The 15,146-nt window shown below is 70.7% G+C and carries 15 protein-coding genes; 5 read left to right on the top strand and 10 right to left on the bottom strand.

Features of this window, described 5'->3' with window-relative positions:
- Positions 1-16: 16 nt before the first annotated feature.
- The 5 genes from AB0D14_RS08370 to AB0D14_RS08350 all read right to left on the bottom strand — a co-directional run bounded on the left by AB0D14_RS08370 (position 17) and on the right by AB0D14_RS08350 (position 5,129).
- A complete protein-coding gene (locus AB0D14_RS08370; protein ID WP_362776050.1) occupies positions 17-967 on the bottom strand; it encodes a DUF4255 domain-containing protein in 951 nt (316 codons plus the stop codon).
- A gap of 136 nt (positions 968-1,103) precedes the next feature.
- Positions 1,104-1,880 carry a hypothetical protein gene (locus tag AB0D14_RS08365; RefSeq protein WP_362776048.1) on the bottom strand — a complete coding sequence of 259 codons (777 nt, stop codon included), beginning with the start codon at positions 1,878-1,880 and terminating at the stop codon, positions 1,104-1,106.
- Complete coding sequence (locus tag AB0D14_RS08360) at positions 1,873-2,601, bottom strand: hypothetical protein (RefSeq protein ID WP_362776046.1); 729 nt, start codon at positions 2,599-2,601, stop codon at positions 1,873-1,875. The genes AB0D14_RS08365 and AB0D14_RS08360 overlap by 8 nt, the downstream gene beginning before the upstream one ends.
- Positions 2,602-2,701: 100 nt before the next feature.
- Complete coding sequence (locus AB0D14_RS08355) at positions 2,702-3,226, bottom strand: phage tail protein (RefSeq protein ID WP_362776044.1); 525 nt, start codon at positions 3,224-3,226, stop codon at positions 2,702-2,704.
- A 37-nt stretch (positions 3,227-3,263) separates the two neighbouring features.
- Positions 3,264-5,129 (bottom strand): phage tail sheath C-terminal domain-containing protein, encoded by a 1,866-nt coding sequence (locus tag AB0D14_RS08350; protein WP_362776043.1) that lies wholly within the window; start codon positions 5,127-5,129, stop codon positions 3,264-3,266.
- 373 nt (positions 5,130-5,502) lie between these two features.
- Here AB0D14_RS08350 and AB0D14_RS08345 point away from each other — a divergent pair, with 373 nt between their 5' ends.
- Positions 5,503-5,943, top strand: coding sequence for a YchJ family protein (locus AB0D14_RS08345; protein WP_362776042.1), 441 nt, complete (start codon positions 5,503-5,505; stop codon positions 5,941-5,943).
- A gap of 132 nt (positions 5,944-6,075) precedes the next feature.
- Here the strand turns inward: AB0D14_RS08345 and AB0D14_RS08340 are convergent, their stop codons facing one another.
- Positions 6,076-6,783, bottom strand: a complete 708-nt coding sequence (locus AB0D14_RS08340) for a FadR/GntR family transcriptional regulator (RefSeq protein ID WP_362776040.1) — start codon at positions 6,781-6,783, stop codon at positions 6,076-6,078.
- Positions 6,784-6,937: 154 nt separating this feature from the next.
- Here AB0D14_RS08340 and AB0D14_RS08335 point away from each other — a divergent pair, with 154 nt between their 5' ends.
- From AB0D14_RS08335 to bla, 4 genes are all read left to right on the top strand, one after another.
- Positions 6,938-7,447, top strand: a complete 510-nt coding sequence (locus AB0D14_RS08335; RefSeq protein WP_362776039.1) for a gluconokinase — start codon at positions 6,938-6,940, stop codon at positions 7,445-7,447.
- Positions 7,448-7,536: 89 nt separating this feature from the next.
- The gene (locus tag AB0D14_RS08330; protein WP_362776038.1) at positions 7,537-8,934 is read left to right on the top strand and encodes a gluconate:H+ symporter; all 1,398 of its coding nucleotides are present in this window, start codon (positions 7,537-7,539) and stop codon (positions 8,932-8,934) included.
- 85 nt (positions 8,935-9,019) lie between these two features.
- Positions 9,020-9,778: an SDR family oxidoreductase gene (locus tag AB0D14_RS08325; RefSeq protein WP_362776037.1), complete on the top strand. Its 759-nt coding sequence runs from the start codon at positions 9,020-9,022 to the stop codon at positions 9,776-9,778.
- A gap of 172 nt (positions 9,779-9,950) precedes the next feature.
- Positions 9,951-10,877 (top strand): class A beta-lactamase, encoded by a 927-nt coding sequence (gene bla / locus AB0D14_RS08320; protein WP_362776036.1) that lies wholly within the window; start codon positions 9,951-9,953, stop codon positions 10,875-10,877.
- A gap of 160 nt (positions 10,878-11,037) precedes the next feature.
- Here bla and AB0D14_RS08315 read toward each other — a convergent pair whose 3' ends face one another.
- From AB0D14_RS08315 to AB0D14_RS08300, 4 genes are all read right to left on the bottom strand, one after another.
- A complete protein-coding gene (locus tag AB0D14_RS08315; RefSeq protein WP_362776213.1) occupies positions 11,038-11,724 on the bottom strand; it encodes a DUF4232 domain-containing protein in 687 nt (228 codons plus the stop codon).
- A 260-nt stretch (positions 11,725-11,984) separates the two neighbouring features.
- Entirely contained in the window at positions 11,985-12,638 is a 654-nt protein-coding gene (locus AB0D14_RS08310) for a cytochrome b/b6 domain-containing protein (RefSeq protein ID WP_362776034.1), read from the bottom strand.
- A complete protein-coding gene (locus AB0D14_RS08305) occupies positions 12,625-13,296 on the bottom strand; it encodes a molybdopterin-dependent oxidoreductase (RefSeq protein WP_362776211.1) in 672 nt (223 codons plus the stop codon). Before AB0D14_RS08305 ends, AB0D14_RS08310 begins: the two co-directional genes overlap by 14 nt.
- Positions 13,297-13,504: 208 nt before the next feature.
- Entirely contained in the window at positions 13,505-15,073 is a 1,569-nt protein-coding gene (locus AB0D14_RS08300; RefSeq protein ID WP_362776033.1) for an APC family permease, read from the bottom strand.
- Between the last annotated feature and the right edge of the window lie 73 nt (positions 15,074-15,146).

Below are 15,146 nucleotides of genomic sequence, written 5' to 3'. Positions count from 1 at the left end.
TCGTCCGCACTCCGCCTCACCGCTCCGCGCGGTCGGGGCCGTCGTCGGCTGCCGGGGAGCCCGCCGTGCCCTTGGCCGTACCTCGCGGGGACCTGCCCGCCTGGGCCGTCTTGTTGGGCTGCGTCTCCTTGCGAGCGCGGGCCGGTGCCTTGGCGGCGGCCTTCACCGGTGCCTGCGCGGGCGCCTTGGTCGACGTCTTGGCCGACGCCTTGGCCGGTGTCCTGGCCGATTCCTTCGCGGGCTTCTGCGCGGGCACCTTCTCGGCGGACTTGACGGGTGCCTTGTCGGGCGCGTTGTCGGCGGCCTCGACCGTCTTGGCGGGGGCGCCTGCCGAGGCGCCACCCGCCCCCTGCGGCTGCGCACCGAACGGCAACACCCGCACCGACGACCGCTCCACCGGCTTGGCCGCCACCGGCTTCTCGCGGCCCTCGATGAAGACGAGCGCCGCCTGATAGACCACCGACAGGGTGTACGGGGTCTGGTGGAGCATCCCCCACAGCTTCGAGGTCTCGTCGATGTCCATCGACGTGGGCGTGAATCGCACCCGCTGTACGGCCTCGGCGAGGTCGCTGTCCGCCAAGTAGGGCTTCTCCCCGGCGAGTTCGACGATGTCCTTCGGCAGGACGGGTATCTCGTGCAGGGTGCGCACGACGGAGCCGATCAGCCGCTGTCCGACCAGTTCCGTCTCGTCGCCGTACGCACTGATCAGGAAGTGCAGGTCCAGCGCCGCCGCGGCCCGCTTGCGCAGGGTGCCGTCGGCCGCGCGGGTCGGCAGGTCGTTTCCCCGCTGCGAGGTGTTGGGCGTGACCTGGTAGAGGAAGACGGTGACCGTGGGTTCGGCGGGCGGGTCGGCCGACGGCTTGCGCGGTTCGACCTTGACAGCCATGTCGATCTCGGGCTGCAGGTTGGCCTCGATCAGCAGGGCGAGGGCCTGGGTGACGTGGGCGATGGCGAGTGCGTTGCTCATGACGTCAGTTCCTCAGTCCCACTTGTTCGTTCCTCAGTCCCACTTGTCCGCTTCTCGATCCCGCCGGTCAGTTCCTCAGTCCGGCCGGTCCGTTCCTCAGCCCCGCCGGTCCGTCGACCGTGCTTCGGCGCGTGCCTCACTCGCGCCCCCTCGCCAGGTAGTCCGCCAGACTCACGCTCGCCGCAGGGCGCCCGGCGGCGGCGGGCCGTCGGCTCCCGTTGCCCGGGGCCGCACCCGCCGCCGTCACTTCGAGGCGGCCGATCTGCACCTGGACCACCTGCTCGCCGCCGCGCCCGGGCCGTCGGCCCGCGGCCTGTCGTACGGCGTCGCGGGCCGCCGCCGTGTCCGCGGCGCTGGGTCGCAGCGCGGCGGACACGGCGGCAGGGGAAGCGACGTCCGTGCCCGAGGGGCGGGACACGGACACCGCGCTCGGGGAGGCGGCCCGCGCCGGCTCGCCCCGCCCGGCGGTACGCCGCGCGGACGTGGGAACCGGCCGCGGGGCCGGTGCGGCCGAAGCGGCGGGCCTCAGCAGTGGCGCCTCGGACAGGTCCCGCGCCACGGGCCCGAACACGACTGCGTCGGACGCCGGCCGCCCGGGCTGTACGACGGTCCGCTCGCGCTCTGTACGAAGCTGGATCTCACGCACCGACGGGCCGGCCAGGTCCCCGTCCGTGAGCGGCGGCCGGCCCGTGGTGGGCCACAGCGGTCCCGACGCGTCCGGCTCGGGCTCGGTGGCCCGTACCGCCTCGGCCCGTTCGAAGGGTCCGGCCAGTCGCGGCCGCAGGCGCACCACGTTCGAGTGCGGCACGGCGGCCGGGGTGTGCCGGGCGAGCAGCCGGTCGAAGAAGTCGGGGAAGTCGGGCGCCGGTGACGTCCCGCCTTCGTCGGCGCGCCCTCCCAGGGGGTCAGACATCGGCACACAGCTCCAGGTAGTAGCGGCGCCTCAGCGGGCTCAGCGCCAGGATCTCCGGCTCGCTCCAGCCGTACGCGGTGGCGAGCAGATGGACGTCGAGGAGCACATCGCGCGCCCAGGCGTCCAGTTCGGTCCACAGGTAGGAGGCGATGTCGAGTTCGGCGCGGGTGGCCGTTCCGCACTCGGGGCAGTTGATGTTGAGCGTGACGTCGGCGCCCGGGTCGGCCTCCTGTGCCGCCTCGGCGAGCCTGCGCTGCATCGCCTCGGGCAGCGCGTCGGCCAGGACGACCGTTCCGTCCCGCACCGCCGAGACGACGCACCGCGCCAGCAGGGCCCGCCGGGGTTCCGGGTGCCGGGCCGCCGCCGTCAGGTCGGCGACACTCGGCACCCGGAACTCGATCTCCCAGCCGTCCTCGGCGACCCGTACCGAGGACTCGGCGGGGGTACCCGCCGGCCGGGCCAGTTCCCCGGCGTCCAGGTCGAACTCCATGTCCTCAGCACAGGAGGAGCAGGGCAGGCGGACCTGCATCCGTTCGCCGAACAGAGCCCGGCGCAGCGTGAAGAGGTCGGCCTCCCGCTCGCCCACCGGCAGCGCGGACAGGGCCTCGCCCCCGGTGTCCGGGCGGGCGGCACGGTGCAGCAGCAGGGCACGTCCGGACGGCGCCTGGGCAAGCCCGGCCTCCCAGGTGGTGAGAAGTTCAGCCGCCCGAGTGTTCGTCATGCCCTCCCCCGTCCCGTACCGCTGCCACCGCAACCACTGCAACCACCGCAGCCACCGCAGCCCTTATGGCCTGTCCCAGGTCCTTCGACTTGCCCGCTGGTCAGGCGGGGTTGAGGAACGACGGTTCCTCCGGCTCGGGCACCTCGTAGTCCCGCTCCCAGCCCTCGCACTCCAGCTTCAGCGACTGGATGGCCACCGCGTTGGCGTTGGCGTCCAGTTCACCGAGGACCTGGTACTCGCTGGGCCAGGTCCGGTAGAGCTTGTGCGAGACAGCCACCTGACCGGCCTCGTTGAGGACCTGGATCACGATGTCCTTGCGGAAGTCGGCGAGGGACACCTCGGAGCCGAGGCCGGCCCCGACCTGCCAGACCTTGTTGGCCCAGCGGTCGAACTCGGGGTCGTGCGTGACCCCGCGCTCCAGCGTGACGCCCTCGAACTCGGAGCGCCCCGGCGACTTCCGCGGGGAGCTGGGGTCGCCGCCGTGCCGGTGCTTGACGACCTCGGTGGTCCGCTTCAGCGGACTGATCTTGCTGATGCCCGCGACCGTACGACCGTCCCACAGCACGAGGAACTTGAAGTTCTTGTAGGGGTCGAAGCGCTGGGCGTTGACAGTGAACTCAGCCATCGGTTTCCTTCACGTTCTCCCTCGTCGGGCGTCGGGTCTAGAGCTCGAACTGCCCGGACGTCTGCTGGATCCTGACGACCACGAATTCGGCGGGCCTGACCGGTGCGATGCCGACCAGGACGTTCACGATGCCGTTCGCGATGTCCTCGTCCGTCGTGGTGTCGTGGTCGCACTTGACGAAGTACGCCTCTCGCGGTGTGCCGCCCTTGAAGGCGCCCTGGCGGAAGAGCGTGTGCAGATACGAGGAGGCGCCGAGGCGGATCTGCTGCCACAGGTTCTCGTCGTTGGGCTCGAACACGACCCACTGCAGGCCGCGTTGCAGGCTCTCCTCGACGTGCAGCGCGAGCCGCCGCACCGACACGTACTTCCACTCGCTGTCGAGCGCGTCGGAGCCCTCCAGGGTCCGCGCCCCCCACACGAGCGGTCCCACCATCGGCATGGTGCGCAGGCAGTTGACGCCGAGCGGGTTGAGCAGTCCGGTCTCGCGGTCGGTGAGGTCGACCGTGAGCGAGTGCACGCCCGCGAGCCGTGCCTCGGTGCCGGCCGGTGCCTTCCACACGCCGCGCTCGGAGTCCGTGCGCGCGTAGACGCCGGCGACCGCGCCCGACGGCGGGAACGAACGCAGCCGTCCGGTGAGCGGGTCGGTGAGCTGGAGGTGGGGGAAGTACAGGCCGGCGTGGTTGCCGCGTACGGCGTCGAAGGCCGCGAGTCCCGCGCGGGCGGTGTCCACGCTCACCCAGGTGCCGGGCGCGTCGACGAGGAGGAAGATCCGCCGTTCCTGGCAGAGTCGCTGGGCCGCGGAGACGACCGTGATCGCGTCCTCGGTCGACTCGTACGCCGCCAGTTCGGGCAGGACGAGGAGGTTGACGTCCGCGACGCCGCGCAGCGCCTGGATGCCGGTCTTGTCGGTCTCACTGCCGACGAGGTCGCGGGGGCCGGGTGCCTCGCCGTCCTCGCCGTCCTCCAGCGGGAAGACGGGCGGGTTGACGGAGGCTTCCAGGCCCAGGTCGTTGGCGCACTCGCCGACAAAACGGACGACGTCCTCGGGGTCGGTGGAGCCCGCGACGACCTGGAGGCGCCTGCCGAAGGCGGTGACCTCGGCGCCCGCGAAGGCGTGCCGGCCCGGCGCGTCGGGCAGCGCCCGCAGCTTCCGCTCCAGGAGCAGGGCCAGCTCGGTCACCGTGGCGGGGGCTTCGCCGTCGCAGTCGGGGTCGTACAGCGTGAACTCGCGCTCGACCTCACCGATTTTGACGGTCAAGTCGACGGCGAGGTCGGGCAGTTCGTGCCCGAACGGCTTGGAGACGGTGCCGGACGGGTCGGGGCGGCCCTCGCCCACGGCCTCGACACGGATGAGCCGCGATCCCGCGTTGATCACGGTCGGCGCGTGCCGGCCGTGCGAGGTGTCCATCGACAGACCGGTGAAGCTCTCGCGGGCCTCGCCCTTGGCGTCGTACACGCGCAGGTTGAAGGTCTCGTCCGGGCAGGGTGTGTCGTAGTCGACGGCGACGCGCAGGCCGTTGCCCCACACGCCCGGTTCCTTGGCGTGCACCTCCAGGACGGGGCACTCGCTGTGGCCCTCGGTGGACTCCAGGGTGACGAGGGCGGACTTGCCGCTGCCCGACCTGGCGACTCGGACGATCACGGCGACCGTGCCGCCGTTGCCGAAGAACTGGTGCACCGCGTAGCCGACGGCGCTCTGCGAGCTCAGGCCCCCGAAGCGGCGCTCGAACTCGGTGAAGCTCGTGACGCGCACCGGCTCGTTCAGCGGACCGCGCCGGGTGTGCCCCACGAAGGCGGTCACCGAGGTGGTGACGGTCGAGATGGTCCGTGCGCTGCTGGGAAGTTCTTCGACGTAGACGCCGGGATACGTCGGCCTGGCAGTGTTCACCGCGCTCATCGGCATTCCCCCTCCTAAATCCGTTCTCGGGCACCGGGTGAATGCACCAAGAGGCGGCAGAGGGGGGTGGTCTCGTCCGGCGGCACGCGGAGGTCTCCGGACGTGCGAGGGCACGCCGGTCCACGGAACCGCATCAGCTTCCCCCGTCAGTGCCCCGGCCGGACGGCCGTCCGGGGTCAAGCAGCACGCTTGTGACTCCTGATGCTCAAGTGCTCAACCCACGTTGGTGGTTCAGCAGTTGCGCATGCAAGGCAGGTTCACGCCACCCGTGGAGAAGGTTCGATGAAGGACACCGCGCACAGTTCGCACACGATGTACTCGTGTCGGGTCACCTGATTCACCGATTCGCCACAGGCCGTGGTGCAGCAGAATGGAGCGCATGCCCAGACGCACCCCGCACTCCCGCAACCAGCGCCGTTCCACCCCCGCGCGCAACCCCTCCTGTCCTTGCGGTCTTGGGGAGACGTACGACAGATGCTGTGGCCGATTCCATAGGGGTGAGGGCGCGGCACCGACAGCTGAGACCCTGATGCGCTCGCGCTACTGCGCGTTCGTGAAGTGCGATGAGGCGTACCTGCTGCGGACCTGGCATCCCCGCACCCGGCCGGCCCGCCTGGACCTCGATCCGGCCGTGCGCTGGACCGGCCTGGAGATCCTCGCCACCACCGAGGGCACGCCCTTCCACACCACCGGCACAGTGACCTTCCGAGCGACCTCTTCCGAAGGCGCCCTGCACGAACGCAGCCGCTTCGAACGCCTCGACGGCGCATGGGTGTACGTGGACGGCGACATCACCGACCAGGGCGTGACAGGCACGTAGGCACGTAGGCCGGAGCCGGCACCGGGCGGCCGCCCGCATCGGCGACAACAGCACCGAGCGGCCGGGCGGCCCGGCGGCAGCATCGGCAGGGCTCCCGCCGTCGCTCAGGGCGCTCAGGGCGCCCAGGTCCGTTCAGGTCTCCGGGCTGAGGATGTCCAGCTCCTGCAGCGCACCGAGCACGATCTCCCGCGTCAACGCCTCCGCACGAACCGCGTCGCCCCCACGCACCGCCTCCGCGACCTGCACGTGCAACGTGACCGCGGCCGGGTCGGGGTCCTCGAACATGACCTCGTGGTGGGTGCGCCCCGCCAGCACCTCGGCGACGACGTCACCGAGCCGGGCGAACATCTCGTTGCCGGACGCGTTCAGCACGATCCGGTGGAAGGCGATGTCGTGGACGAGGTACCCCTCCAGCCTGTGGCCGCGTGAATTGGCCACCATGCCGAGGGCGCACTCGGTGAGCTCGGCGCACTGCTCGGCCGTGGCGTGCCTGGCGGCCAGCCCCGCGGCGACGGGCTCGACGGCGCGGCGCAGCACGGTCAGCGAGCGCAGCTGGCGCGGCCGGTCGGCGCCCGCCAGACGCCACCGGATGACCTGCGGGTCGTAGACGTTCCACTCGTTCGCGGGGAGCACGGTGACGCCGACCCGGCGGCGGGACTCGACGAGGTGCATCGACTCCAGGACCCGGACGGCCTCACGCATCACGGAGCGTGACACCTCAAAACGCTGCGCCAGCTCGTCGGTGCGCAGAACGCTGCCGGGGGGGTACTCGCCCGCGGTGATCGATGGACCGAGGCTCTCCAGTACATGGCCGTGCAGCCCCCGGCCCGGTGTGCTCATGAGGTTCAGGGTACGAGGCGGAGGACCGGAACAAAAAGTCAGACTTATACGTCACAGACTCTTGAATTCATCTGACCTATGCGTTTCAGTGTCGTGACGGATGCGGCACCCGGATGTCTCATCCGATGTCGAAGAAGACAGCGAGGCAGCAGCAATGACTACCCCCCACGTCGTCGTGGTCATGGGCGTGGCAGGCACGGGCAAGACCACCATCGGGCCCCTGCTTGCGAACCGGCTCGGCGTTCCCTACGCCGAGGGCGACGACTTCCACCCCGAGGCCAACATCGCCAAGATGACGGCCGGCACGCCGCTCACCGACGAGGATCGCTGGCCCTGGCTGGAGGCCATCGGCGCCTGGGCGCACGGGCGGACCGGGCTCGGCGGCGTGGTCAGCAGCTCCGCGCTGAAGCGCGCCTACCGGGACCGGATCAGGTCTGCCGCCCCCGACGTCGTCTTCGTCCACCTCACCGGTGACCGGACGCTGATCGAGGACCGGATGGCGCACCGGAAGGGCCACTTCATGCCCACCGCGCTCCTGGACTCCCAGTTCGGCACCCTCCAGCCGCTCCAGGCGGACGAGACGGGTGTCGCCGTGGACGTCACCGGCAGCCCCGACGAGATCACCGAACGGGCCGTGACCGCACTGCGCGACCTCGCCCGGTAGCACCGGTAGCACCGGGCGCCCCTCGCTCCGACCGCGCCCTCAGACCTCTCAGCCGCCTCAAGCTCCCCTCCCACCCAAGGAAAAGCACCGTGACCAGACTCAGCGTCGAGATGCTGGCAGCGGATCCCGTCGAGCCGATCACCTCGGCGGGCCACGCTCAGCTGGGCATCGCCGTTCTGGCGGGCATCGCCGTCATCGTCCTGCTCATCACCAAGTTCAAGCTCCACGCCTTTCTCGCGCTGACCATCGGGTCGCTGGCGCTCGGTGCCTTCGCCGGAGCCCCGCTCGACAAGGCCATCACCAGCTTCTCGTCCGGTCTCGGTTCGACCGTCGCCGGCGTGGGCGTACTGATCGCACTCGGCGCGATCCTCGGCAAGCTGCTCGCAGACTCCGGCGGCGCCGACCAGATCGTCGACACGATCCTCGCGAAGGCGGGCGGCCGCTCGATGCCCTGGGCGATGGTGCTGATCGCCTCGGTGATCGGACTGCCGCTGTTCTTCGAGGTCGGCATCGTGCTGCTGATACCGGTCGTCCTGATGGTGGCCAAGCGTGGCAACTACTCGCTGATGCGCATCGGCATCCCGGCGCTCGCCGGCCTGTCCGTGATGCACGGGCTGATCCCGCCGCACCCCGGCCCGCTGGTCGCGATCGACGCGGTCAAGGCCAACCTCGGTGTCACCCTCGCCCTCGGCATCCTCGTCGCCGTCCCGACGGTGATCATCGCGGGCCCGCTCTTCTCCAGGTACGCCACCCGCTGGGTGGACGTCCCCGCCCCGGAGAAGATGATCCCCCAGCGCGCCTCCGAGGACCTGGAGAAGCGCCCCGGCTTCGGCGTCACCATCGCCACCGTGCTGCTGCCGGTCGTGCTGATGCTGGCCAAGGCGCTGGTCGACATCATCATCGACGACCCCGAGAACATGGTGCAGCGCGTCTTCGACGTGATCGGCTCCCCGCTGATCGCACTGCTCGCGGCCGTGCTCGTGGCCCTCTTCACCCTCGGCCGGGCGGCCGGGTTCACCAGGGACCGGATCTCCTCGACCGTCGAGAAGTCCCTCGCCCCGATCGCGGGCATCCTGCTGATCGTCGGCGCGGGCGGCGGCTTCAAGCAGACGCTGATCGACTCCGGCGTGGGCCAGATGATCCTGGACATCTCCAAGGACTGGTCGATCCCCGCCCTGCTGCTCGGCTGGCTGATCGCGGTGGCGATCCGGCTCGCGACCGGTTCCGCGACCGTCGCCACCATCTCGGCGGCCGGTCTCGTGGCCCCGCTCGCGGCCGACATGTCGACCGCGCACACCTCGCTGCTCGTCCTCGCGATCGGCGCCGGTTCGCTGTTCTTCAGCCATGTGAACGACGCCGGGTTCTGGCTGGTCAAGGAGTACTTCGGCCTGAGTGTCGGCCAGACCATCAAGACCTGGTCGGTCATGGAGACCATCATCTCGGTGGTCGCCGGAGGCCTGGTCCTGCTGCTGTCGCTCGTCATCTAGGACCTGTCAGGTAGGACCTGTCCGGCAGGACCTGTCAGGGCACACGGAAGTACGCCACAGAAGTCGGCCACGAAGGAGCACGGCGATGGCTCACCCTCTCTTCGACATCGGCGGCCGTACGGCGCTGGTGACCGGGTCCAGCCGGGGCATCGGCCTCGCGCTGGCCCGCGGCCTCGCGGAGGCAGGCTGCACGGTCGTGCTGAACGGCCGCGACACGGACCGGCTCACCGAGGCCGCGGCGGAACTGCCCGGCGAGGTGCACACCGCCGCCTTCGACGTGACCGACGGTCCGTCGGTGGCCGCCGGAATCGCGGACGTCGAGGGGCGGGTGGGTCCGCTGGACATCCTCGTCAACAACGCGGGAATGCAACTGCGGGCCCCGCTCCTGGAGTTCAGCGACGCCGACTGGCACCGCATCATCGACACCAACCTGACCAGCGCGTTCCTGGTGGGCCGCGAGGCAGCCCGGGGCATGACCGCGCGCGGTCACGGCAAGATCGTCAACATCTGCTCCCTGCAGAGCGAGGTGGCACGGCCCGGCATCGCGCCGTACGCCGCCACCAAGGGCGCGCTGAAGATGCTCACCAAGGGGATGTGCGCCGACTGGGGGCCGCACGGGATCCAGGTGAACGGGCTCGGCCCCGGCTACATCGAGACCGAACTCACCCAACCCCTCGTCGACGACCCGGAGTTCAGCGCGTGGGTCCGGCGCCGGACCCCGGCCGGCCGCTGGGGGCGTACGGAGGATCTGGTCGGCGGTGTGCTGTTCCTCGCCTCCCCCGCGGCGGACTTCGTCAGCGGTCAGGTGCTGTACGTCGACGGTGGCATGACCAGCGTCCTCTGAAGAAGCCGGAGCCGAGCCGAAAGGGGCTTTCCCGAGGCTCGGCAGAGGCACGACCGGTCACACCTGCCACACCCGACCCACGCCCCTCAAACGCGCCAGGAACCACACGAGCTTCCCAGAAGTCTCCCTCTACGCACGCTGATCATCGTTCGAAGCGGAAGAGAGAGCGACCTTGCAAAGCTCACCATCCCACCGCAGCCGCCGAACCGCACTGGCCCTCGGCGCCGGCGCCGCTCTGGCCACGACCATGGCCCCCTCGGCCCACGCGGCGGCGAAGTCGGCCACTGCCGAGACCGAGCACGACGTGGTCAGGGCCCTGGCCGAGCTGGAGCACACCCACTCCGCCCGCCTGGGCGTCTTCGCCCGCAACACGCGAACCGGCAGGACCGTGCGCTACCGCGCGGACGAACCGTTCCCGATGTGTTCGGTGTTCAAGACCCTCGCCGCCGCCGCCGTACTGCGGGACCTCGACCGGCACGGCGAGTTCCTGGACCTGCGGATCCGGTACACCGCGGAGGAGCTGGAGGAGGCGGGGGGCTCCCCCGTCACGGGCCGGCCGGACAACCTCGCCAACGGCATGACCGTCGCGCAGTTGTGCCACGCCGCCATGGCCCACAGTGACAACGCAGCGGCGAACCTGCTGCTCCGCGAGCTGGGCGGCCCGACCGCCATCACGCGCTTCTGCCGCTCGATGGGGGACACCACGACCCGCCTCGACCGGTGGGAGCCCGCGCTGAACTCTGCCGAGCCCTGGCGTACGACGGACCTCACCAGCCCCGCCGCCATCGGGCGGACGTACGCGAAGCTCGCCCTCGGCGACGCGCTCGTGCCCCGGGACAGGCGGCAGCTGACCGAGTGGCTGCTGGCCAACACCACGAGTACGAATCGTTTCCGCGCGGGCCTGCCCGAGGACTGGGCCCTCGGCGACAAGACGGGCACGGGCAAGTACGGCACCACCAACGACGTGGGCATCGCCTGGACGCCGGAGAGGGCACCCGTAGTGCTGGCCGTCCTGTCCACCACGTCCGGCCCCGACGCCCCGATGGACGAGGCGCTCGTCGCCAAGTCCGCCGAACTGCTGGCGGCAGCGCTGGGCTAGGCCCCTGCCGTCGCTACGACCCGCCGGCCCGTGCGCCTGCCCCTCTCAGATTCGGGGCGGGCGCCGTGGCGGAGCCAGGGATGGCTACGCGCTGGATGGCCGAGATCGTGGCCGGATGCGGCGGTCGGTCACACCGAGGCCGGCCGCTGGCGCGCTGCCCCTACTTGGTCGTGTGCGTGGGGTAGACCTCGACGTCGGTGTAGGCGCCCTTGATGTCCCCCGCGCCCGCGGGCCACTCCAGGCTCACGCTGTGCGTCTCGTTCGGGGGCGTGACCTGGATGTTGGTCGGGGACGCGAGGCTGCCGCCGGTGTTGTCGATGTCATAGGCGAGGTTGAAGACAGCGGCGTCGCCGGGCTTCAGGGTGGTGATACGCGGCTGGGCCTGGGCGCGCTCGATGGGGCTCGACGTGTTGTCGGCGTCCTTGATGTCGACGCCCGCGAAGCCCGTTGCCGAGCAGGTGGCCGAACCCCGGTTGATCATGGTGATGTCGATCACGCCGGAGGCCTCGTCGGGCGCGGCGTCCCTGGCGTCGATGGCCAGGTCCTCGGTCTTGCAGGACGCGACCTTGCCGCCGGTCTTCGTCGCACCGTTCACGGCGTCGGCGCCGGCGCCGGCCTCGGTGTCCTCACCGGAGGCCGACTTCGCGTTGCCGGCCTCCGAGCCGTCGGAGCCCGAGCCGCCCTCCTCCTTCGAGCCACCGCCGGCGGACGAAGAAGACGAGGAACCCTTGGAGGAGGAACCCTTGGAGGACGAGTCCTTCCCGCCGCCATCGCCGCCACAGGCGGTGAGCGAGAGGGTGGCGGCGACGCAGATGGCGGCGAGAGCAGTGCTGCGGGTGTACTTCACGGTGTTCCCTAGCGGTAGCGCGGTGCATGTGGTCTGAAGTATTTGTATCCCACACCGAGTTACAGGCACTTCTCCGCGACGTCTTCGTTCTGTCACAGGCGCCACCGACCTCACGGTCGCCCGCTGATCCTTCCGCGGCACCGACGCGAGGACGTCAGCCACGAACAACCCCAGCTTCGCCCGAGCCCGTTTCACTCATGCGCGTCCACACCACCGCCATGCCCCCAACAGGACCGTGAGACAGACCTGACGGAGTCCTCCTAGGGCCGCCAGAGCGGATGTTCCCGCTCCGCCCACTCGCGACTGACCTCGCCCGTCCGCAGACCCCGACGGGACTCCGGGCGGGTGAGAGCCATCCCGATGTGTCCCGCGAGGACGAGGCCGATGGTCAGCGCCAGCCAGTCGTGGACGAAGGTCGCGCTCGTGCGCCAGACCAGCGGGGCGAGGTGGGTGAACCACATCAGCAGCCCGGTGCCGAGCATGACCAGGACGGCGCCGGCGATCCAGGCCGCGTACGTCTTCTGTCCGGCGTTGAACTTCCCGGCCGGCCGGGACTCCGGCCGGGCGTCACGGCGCAGCGCGGAGCGCAGCCAGATCCGGTCGTGCGGCCCGAAGCGGTTGAGGAACCGCAGGTCCGCCCGGAAGGCGCGGGAGGCGAGCCCGGCGAGGACGGGCACCGGAAGCAGCAGCCCGGACCACTCGTGCACCCTGACGACCAGTTCCCGACGGCCGACGAGCTCGGCGAGTGGGGGCAAGTAGAGGCAACCCGCGGTCAGCACGCACAGGCCCATCAGGAGTGCCGTCGTCCGGTGCACCCAGCGTTCGGCGGGCGTGAAGCGGCGGACCCGCAGCGCACCCGCGAGGCGCTCTCCGGCATCCGGGGCCTGCGAGGCGTCCGTCTCAGGTGGTGTCATCGTCACGTCCGTTCGACCGGCCGACCCATGCGTCCACGTCGTAGCCCCGCTCTTCCCAGTAACCGGGGCGGACGTCCGATGTGACGGTGATACCGGAGAGCCACTTCGCCGACTTGTAGAAGTACATGGGGGCCATGTAGAGGCGGACGGGGCCGCCGTGGGCGTGGTTGAGGTTCTTGTCCTGCATGCGCAGGGCGACGAGGACGTCGGCGCGGCGGGCCTGGGACAGGGTCAGGCTCTCCGTGTACGCGCCGTCGAAGCACGTGAAGCGGACCGCCCCGGCCGAAGAGCGCACCCCCGCGGCGTCCAGCAGCCGGGACAGGCGTACCCCTTCGAAGGGCGTGTCGGGCACCCGCCAGCCGGTGACGCACTGGACGTCACGGACCATCCGTGTCTGCGGCAGGGCGCGCAGGTCGGACAGGGTGTACGTGGTGGGGTGGTCGACCAGGCCGTCGATCTTCAGGCGGTAGGAGTCCTCGTCCTTGTGCGGGACGGAGGAGGTGACCGAGTAGTAGCGGAAGCCGCCGCCGTTGGGGAGGAGGCCGGTCAGACCGGTGGGGTCCCTGTCCGCGGCGCCGCCGAGGAAGGACTCCAGGCCGCGCTGGAGGGTGGGCGCGGTGGCCACACCGAGGACGCCGAGTCCGAGCATCCCGAGCATGAGCCGGCGCCCCACCGGGGCGCCGCCCGCTTCGGATCCGCCCGCTTCGGGTTCACCCGCTTCGGGTTCACCCGCGGCCGCTGACGATAGTTCGGGGTTCACGCACTGATTCGAGCACCCTCGGCCCCCGGAAACCAGGGGCCGAGGGGGGTCGTCAGCGTTCCGTAACAACTTCCTGCGGTTTCCTCAATAACTTCCTGCGGTTTCCTCAGGAGTCCGTCCCGGCCGCCTTGTCCAGCTGGAACGCCTCGTTGCCGAGGCCGATCCCGGCGTACGCCTCGGGCTTGCGGGCGCGCAGGAACAGGCCCTGGAGGACACCCGCCACGGCCGCCAGCACGATGATGCCGGGCAGCACCCAGCTCAGCGAGGAGCCGGGGCCCGCGCCCACGAGGACGTCGAAGTCCTTGACGGTGTAGCCGGCGATGACGAGGAGCGAGAGCCCCGCGATCGCCGCGCAGGCGAGGCGCCGGGCCTGGGCGCGCCCGGCCCCCCGGCGGACGAAGAAGACGACGACGGAGAGCGAGGCCGCGGCCATCAGCACGATGACGCCGAGCGCGCCGACGTTGCCCATCCAGGTGAAGAGGTGCAGTACAGGTGCGGTCGGGTCGCCGACCGGCTTGTCGTCGGCGACGGCGAACGCCACGACGACCACCACGGCGACGGCCGACTGGAGCAGCGAGCCCGTGCCGGGCGCGCCGCTCGCGCCCGTGGTCCGGCCGAAGGCGGAGGGCAGCAGGCCTTCCCGGCCCATGGCGAAGGCGTACCGGGCGACGACGTTGTGGAAACTGAGCATCGCGGCGAACATGCCGGTCACGAACAGCACATGGAGCACGTCGGTGAACGTGCCGCCGAGCCGTGACTCGGTGAGGAAGAACAGCAGCCCGGCGCTCTGCTTCTGCGAGGCTCCCACGATCCCCGAGGGGCCCGCGGCGACGGTCAGCGCCCAGGAGCTGAACGCGAAGAACACGGCGACGAAGCCGATCGCGAGGAACATCACACGCGGCACCAGGATGTGCGGGCGGCTGGTCTCCTCCGCGTACACGGGGGCCTGTTCGAAGCCGAGGAACGCGGCGATGCAGAAGCACAGCGCGGTGCCGAGGCCCGCTCCCGTGAGGGTGTCCGGGTTGAAGGCGTGCAGCGACAGGCCCTCCTTGGCGGGATCGGCGACGGCCGCGATGTCGAAGATCACGACGAGTGCGACCTCGATGAGCAGCAGCACCCCGAGCACGCGCGCGTTCACGTCGATCTTCAGCCAGCCGAGGGCGCCGACGAGGAGCGCGGCCAGCAACGCCGGTATCCACCAGGCCATCTCGACGTCGAGGTAGGTGGCGAACAGGCCGGACACCTCGAAGCCGAAGATGCCGTAGATGCCGATCTGGAGCGCGTTGTAGGCGACGAGCGCGATCGCCGCGGCGCCCGAGCCCGCCAGGCCGCCGAGCCCCCGGGCGATGTACGCGTAGAAGGCGCCCGCGTTGTGGACGTGGCGGCTCATCTCGGCGTACCCGACGCTGAAGAGGACGAGCACGATGCCGAGCAGGACGAAGAGCAGGGGCTGGCCGACGATGCCCATCACCGCGAATGTAGTGGGCATGACACCCGCGACCACCATGAGCGGGGCGGTCGCCGCGAGGACGGAGAGCAGCAGGCCCCCCGTACCGAGCCGGTCGGAACGCAGGGCACGGTCCTGGCCCTTGAAGGTGCTGATGCCGCCGTCCGTGGCGGCCTGTCTGCTCGTGCTCGACGCACTCGTCGAGGTGTGCGAACTGCCCGTCGTCATGGCGGGGTTGTCCTTTCGGATTGCGCGGATGGCCGGGGGCGTCGGAGGGGCAGGGATGGGGATGGGGATGGCG

This window comes from Streptomyces sp. NPDC048484 (genome assembly GCF_040651415.1).
Classification (GTDB): domain Bacteria; phylum Actinomycetota; class Actinomycetes; order Streptomycetales; family Streptomycetaceae; genus Streptomyces.
The sequence above is the reverse complement of the archived record's forward strand: the minus strand, read 5'-3'. Positions and strand labels throughout refer to the sequence as shown.

Coding starts and splice junctions, on each gene's coding strand:
- AB0D14_RS08355 (WP_362776044.1), bottom strand. CDS start 3,226: ATGGCTGAGTTCACTGTCAACGCCCAGCGCTTCGACCCCTACAAGAAC.
- AB0D14_RS08310 (WP_362776034.1), bottom strand. CDS start 12,638: ATGACACCACCTGAGACGGACGCCTCGCAGGCCCCGGATGCCGGAGAG.
- AB0D14_RS08305 (WP_362776211.1), bottom strand. CDS start 13,296: ATGCTCGGGATGCTCGGACTCGGCGTCCTCGGTGTGGCCACCGCGCCC.
- AB0D14_RS08370 (WP_362776050.1), bottom strand. CDS start 967: ATGAGCAACGCACTCGCCATCGCCCACGTCACCCAGGCCCTCGCCCTG.
- AB0D14_RS08335 (WP_362776039.1), top strand. CDS start 6,938: ATGACTACCCCCCACGTCGTCGTGGTCATGGGCGTGGCAGGCACGGGC.
- AB0D14_RS08340 (WP_362776040.1), bottom strand. CDS start 6,783: ATGAGCACACCGGGCCGGGGGCTGCACGGCCATGTACTGGAGAGCCTC.
- AB0D14_RS08345 (WP_362776042.1), top strand. CDS start 5,503: ATGCCCAGACGCACCCCGCACTCCCGCAACCAGCGCCGTTCCACCCCC.
- AB0D14_RS08325 (WP_362776037.1), top strand. CDS start 9,020: ATGGCTCACCCTCTCTTCGACATCGGCGGCCGTACGGCGCTGGTGACC.
- AB0D14_RS08350 (WP_362776043.1), bottom strand. CDS start 5,129: ATGCCGATGAGCGCGGTGAACACTGCCAGGCCGACGTATCCCGGCGTC.
- AB0D14_RS08365 (WP_362776048.1), bottom strand. CDS start 1,880: ATGTCTGACCCCCTGGGAGGGCGCGCCGACGAAGGCGGGACGTCACCG.
- AB0D14_RS08360 (WP_362776046.1), bottom strand. CDS start 2,601: ATGACGAACACTCGGGCGGCTGAACTTCTCACCACCTGGGAGGCCGGG.
- AB0D14_RS08300 (WP_362776033.1), bottom strand. CDS start 15,073: ATGACGACGGGCAGTTCGCACACCTCGACGAGTGCGTCGAGCACGAGC.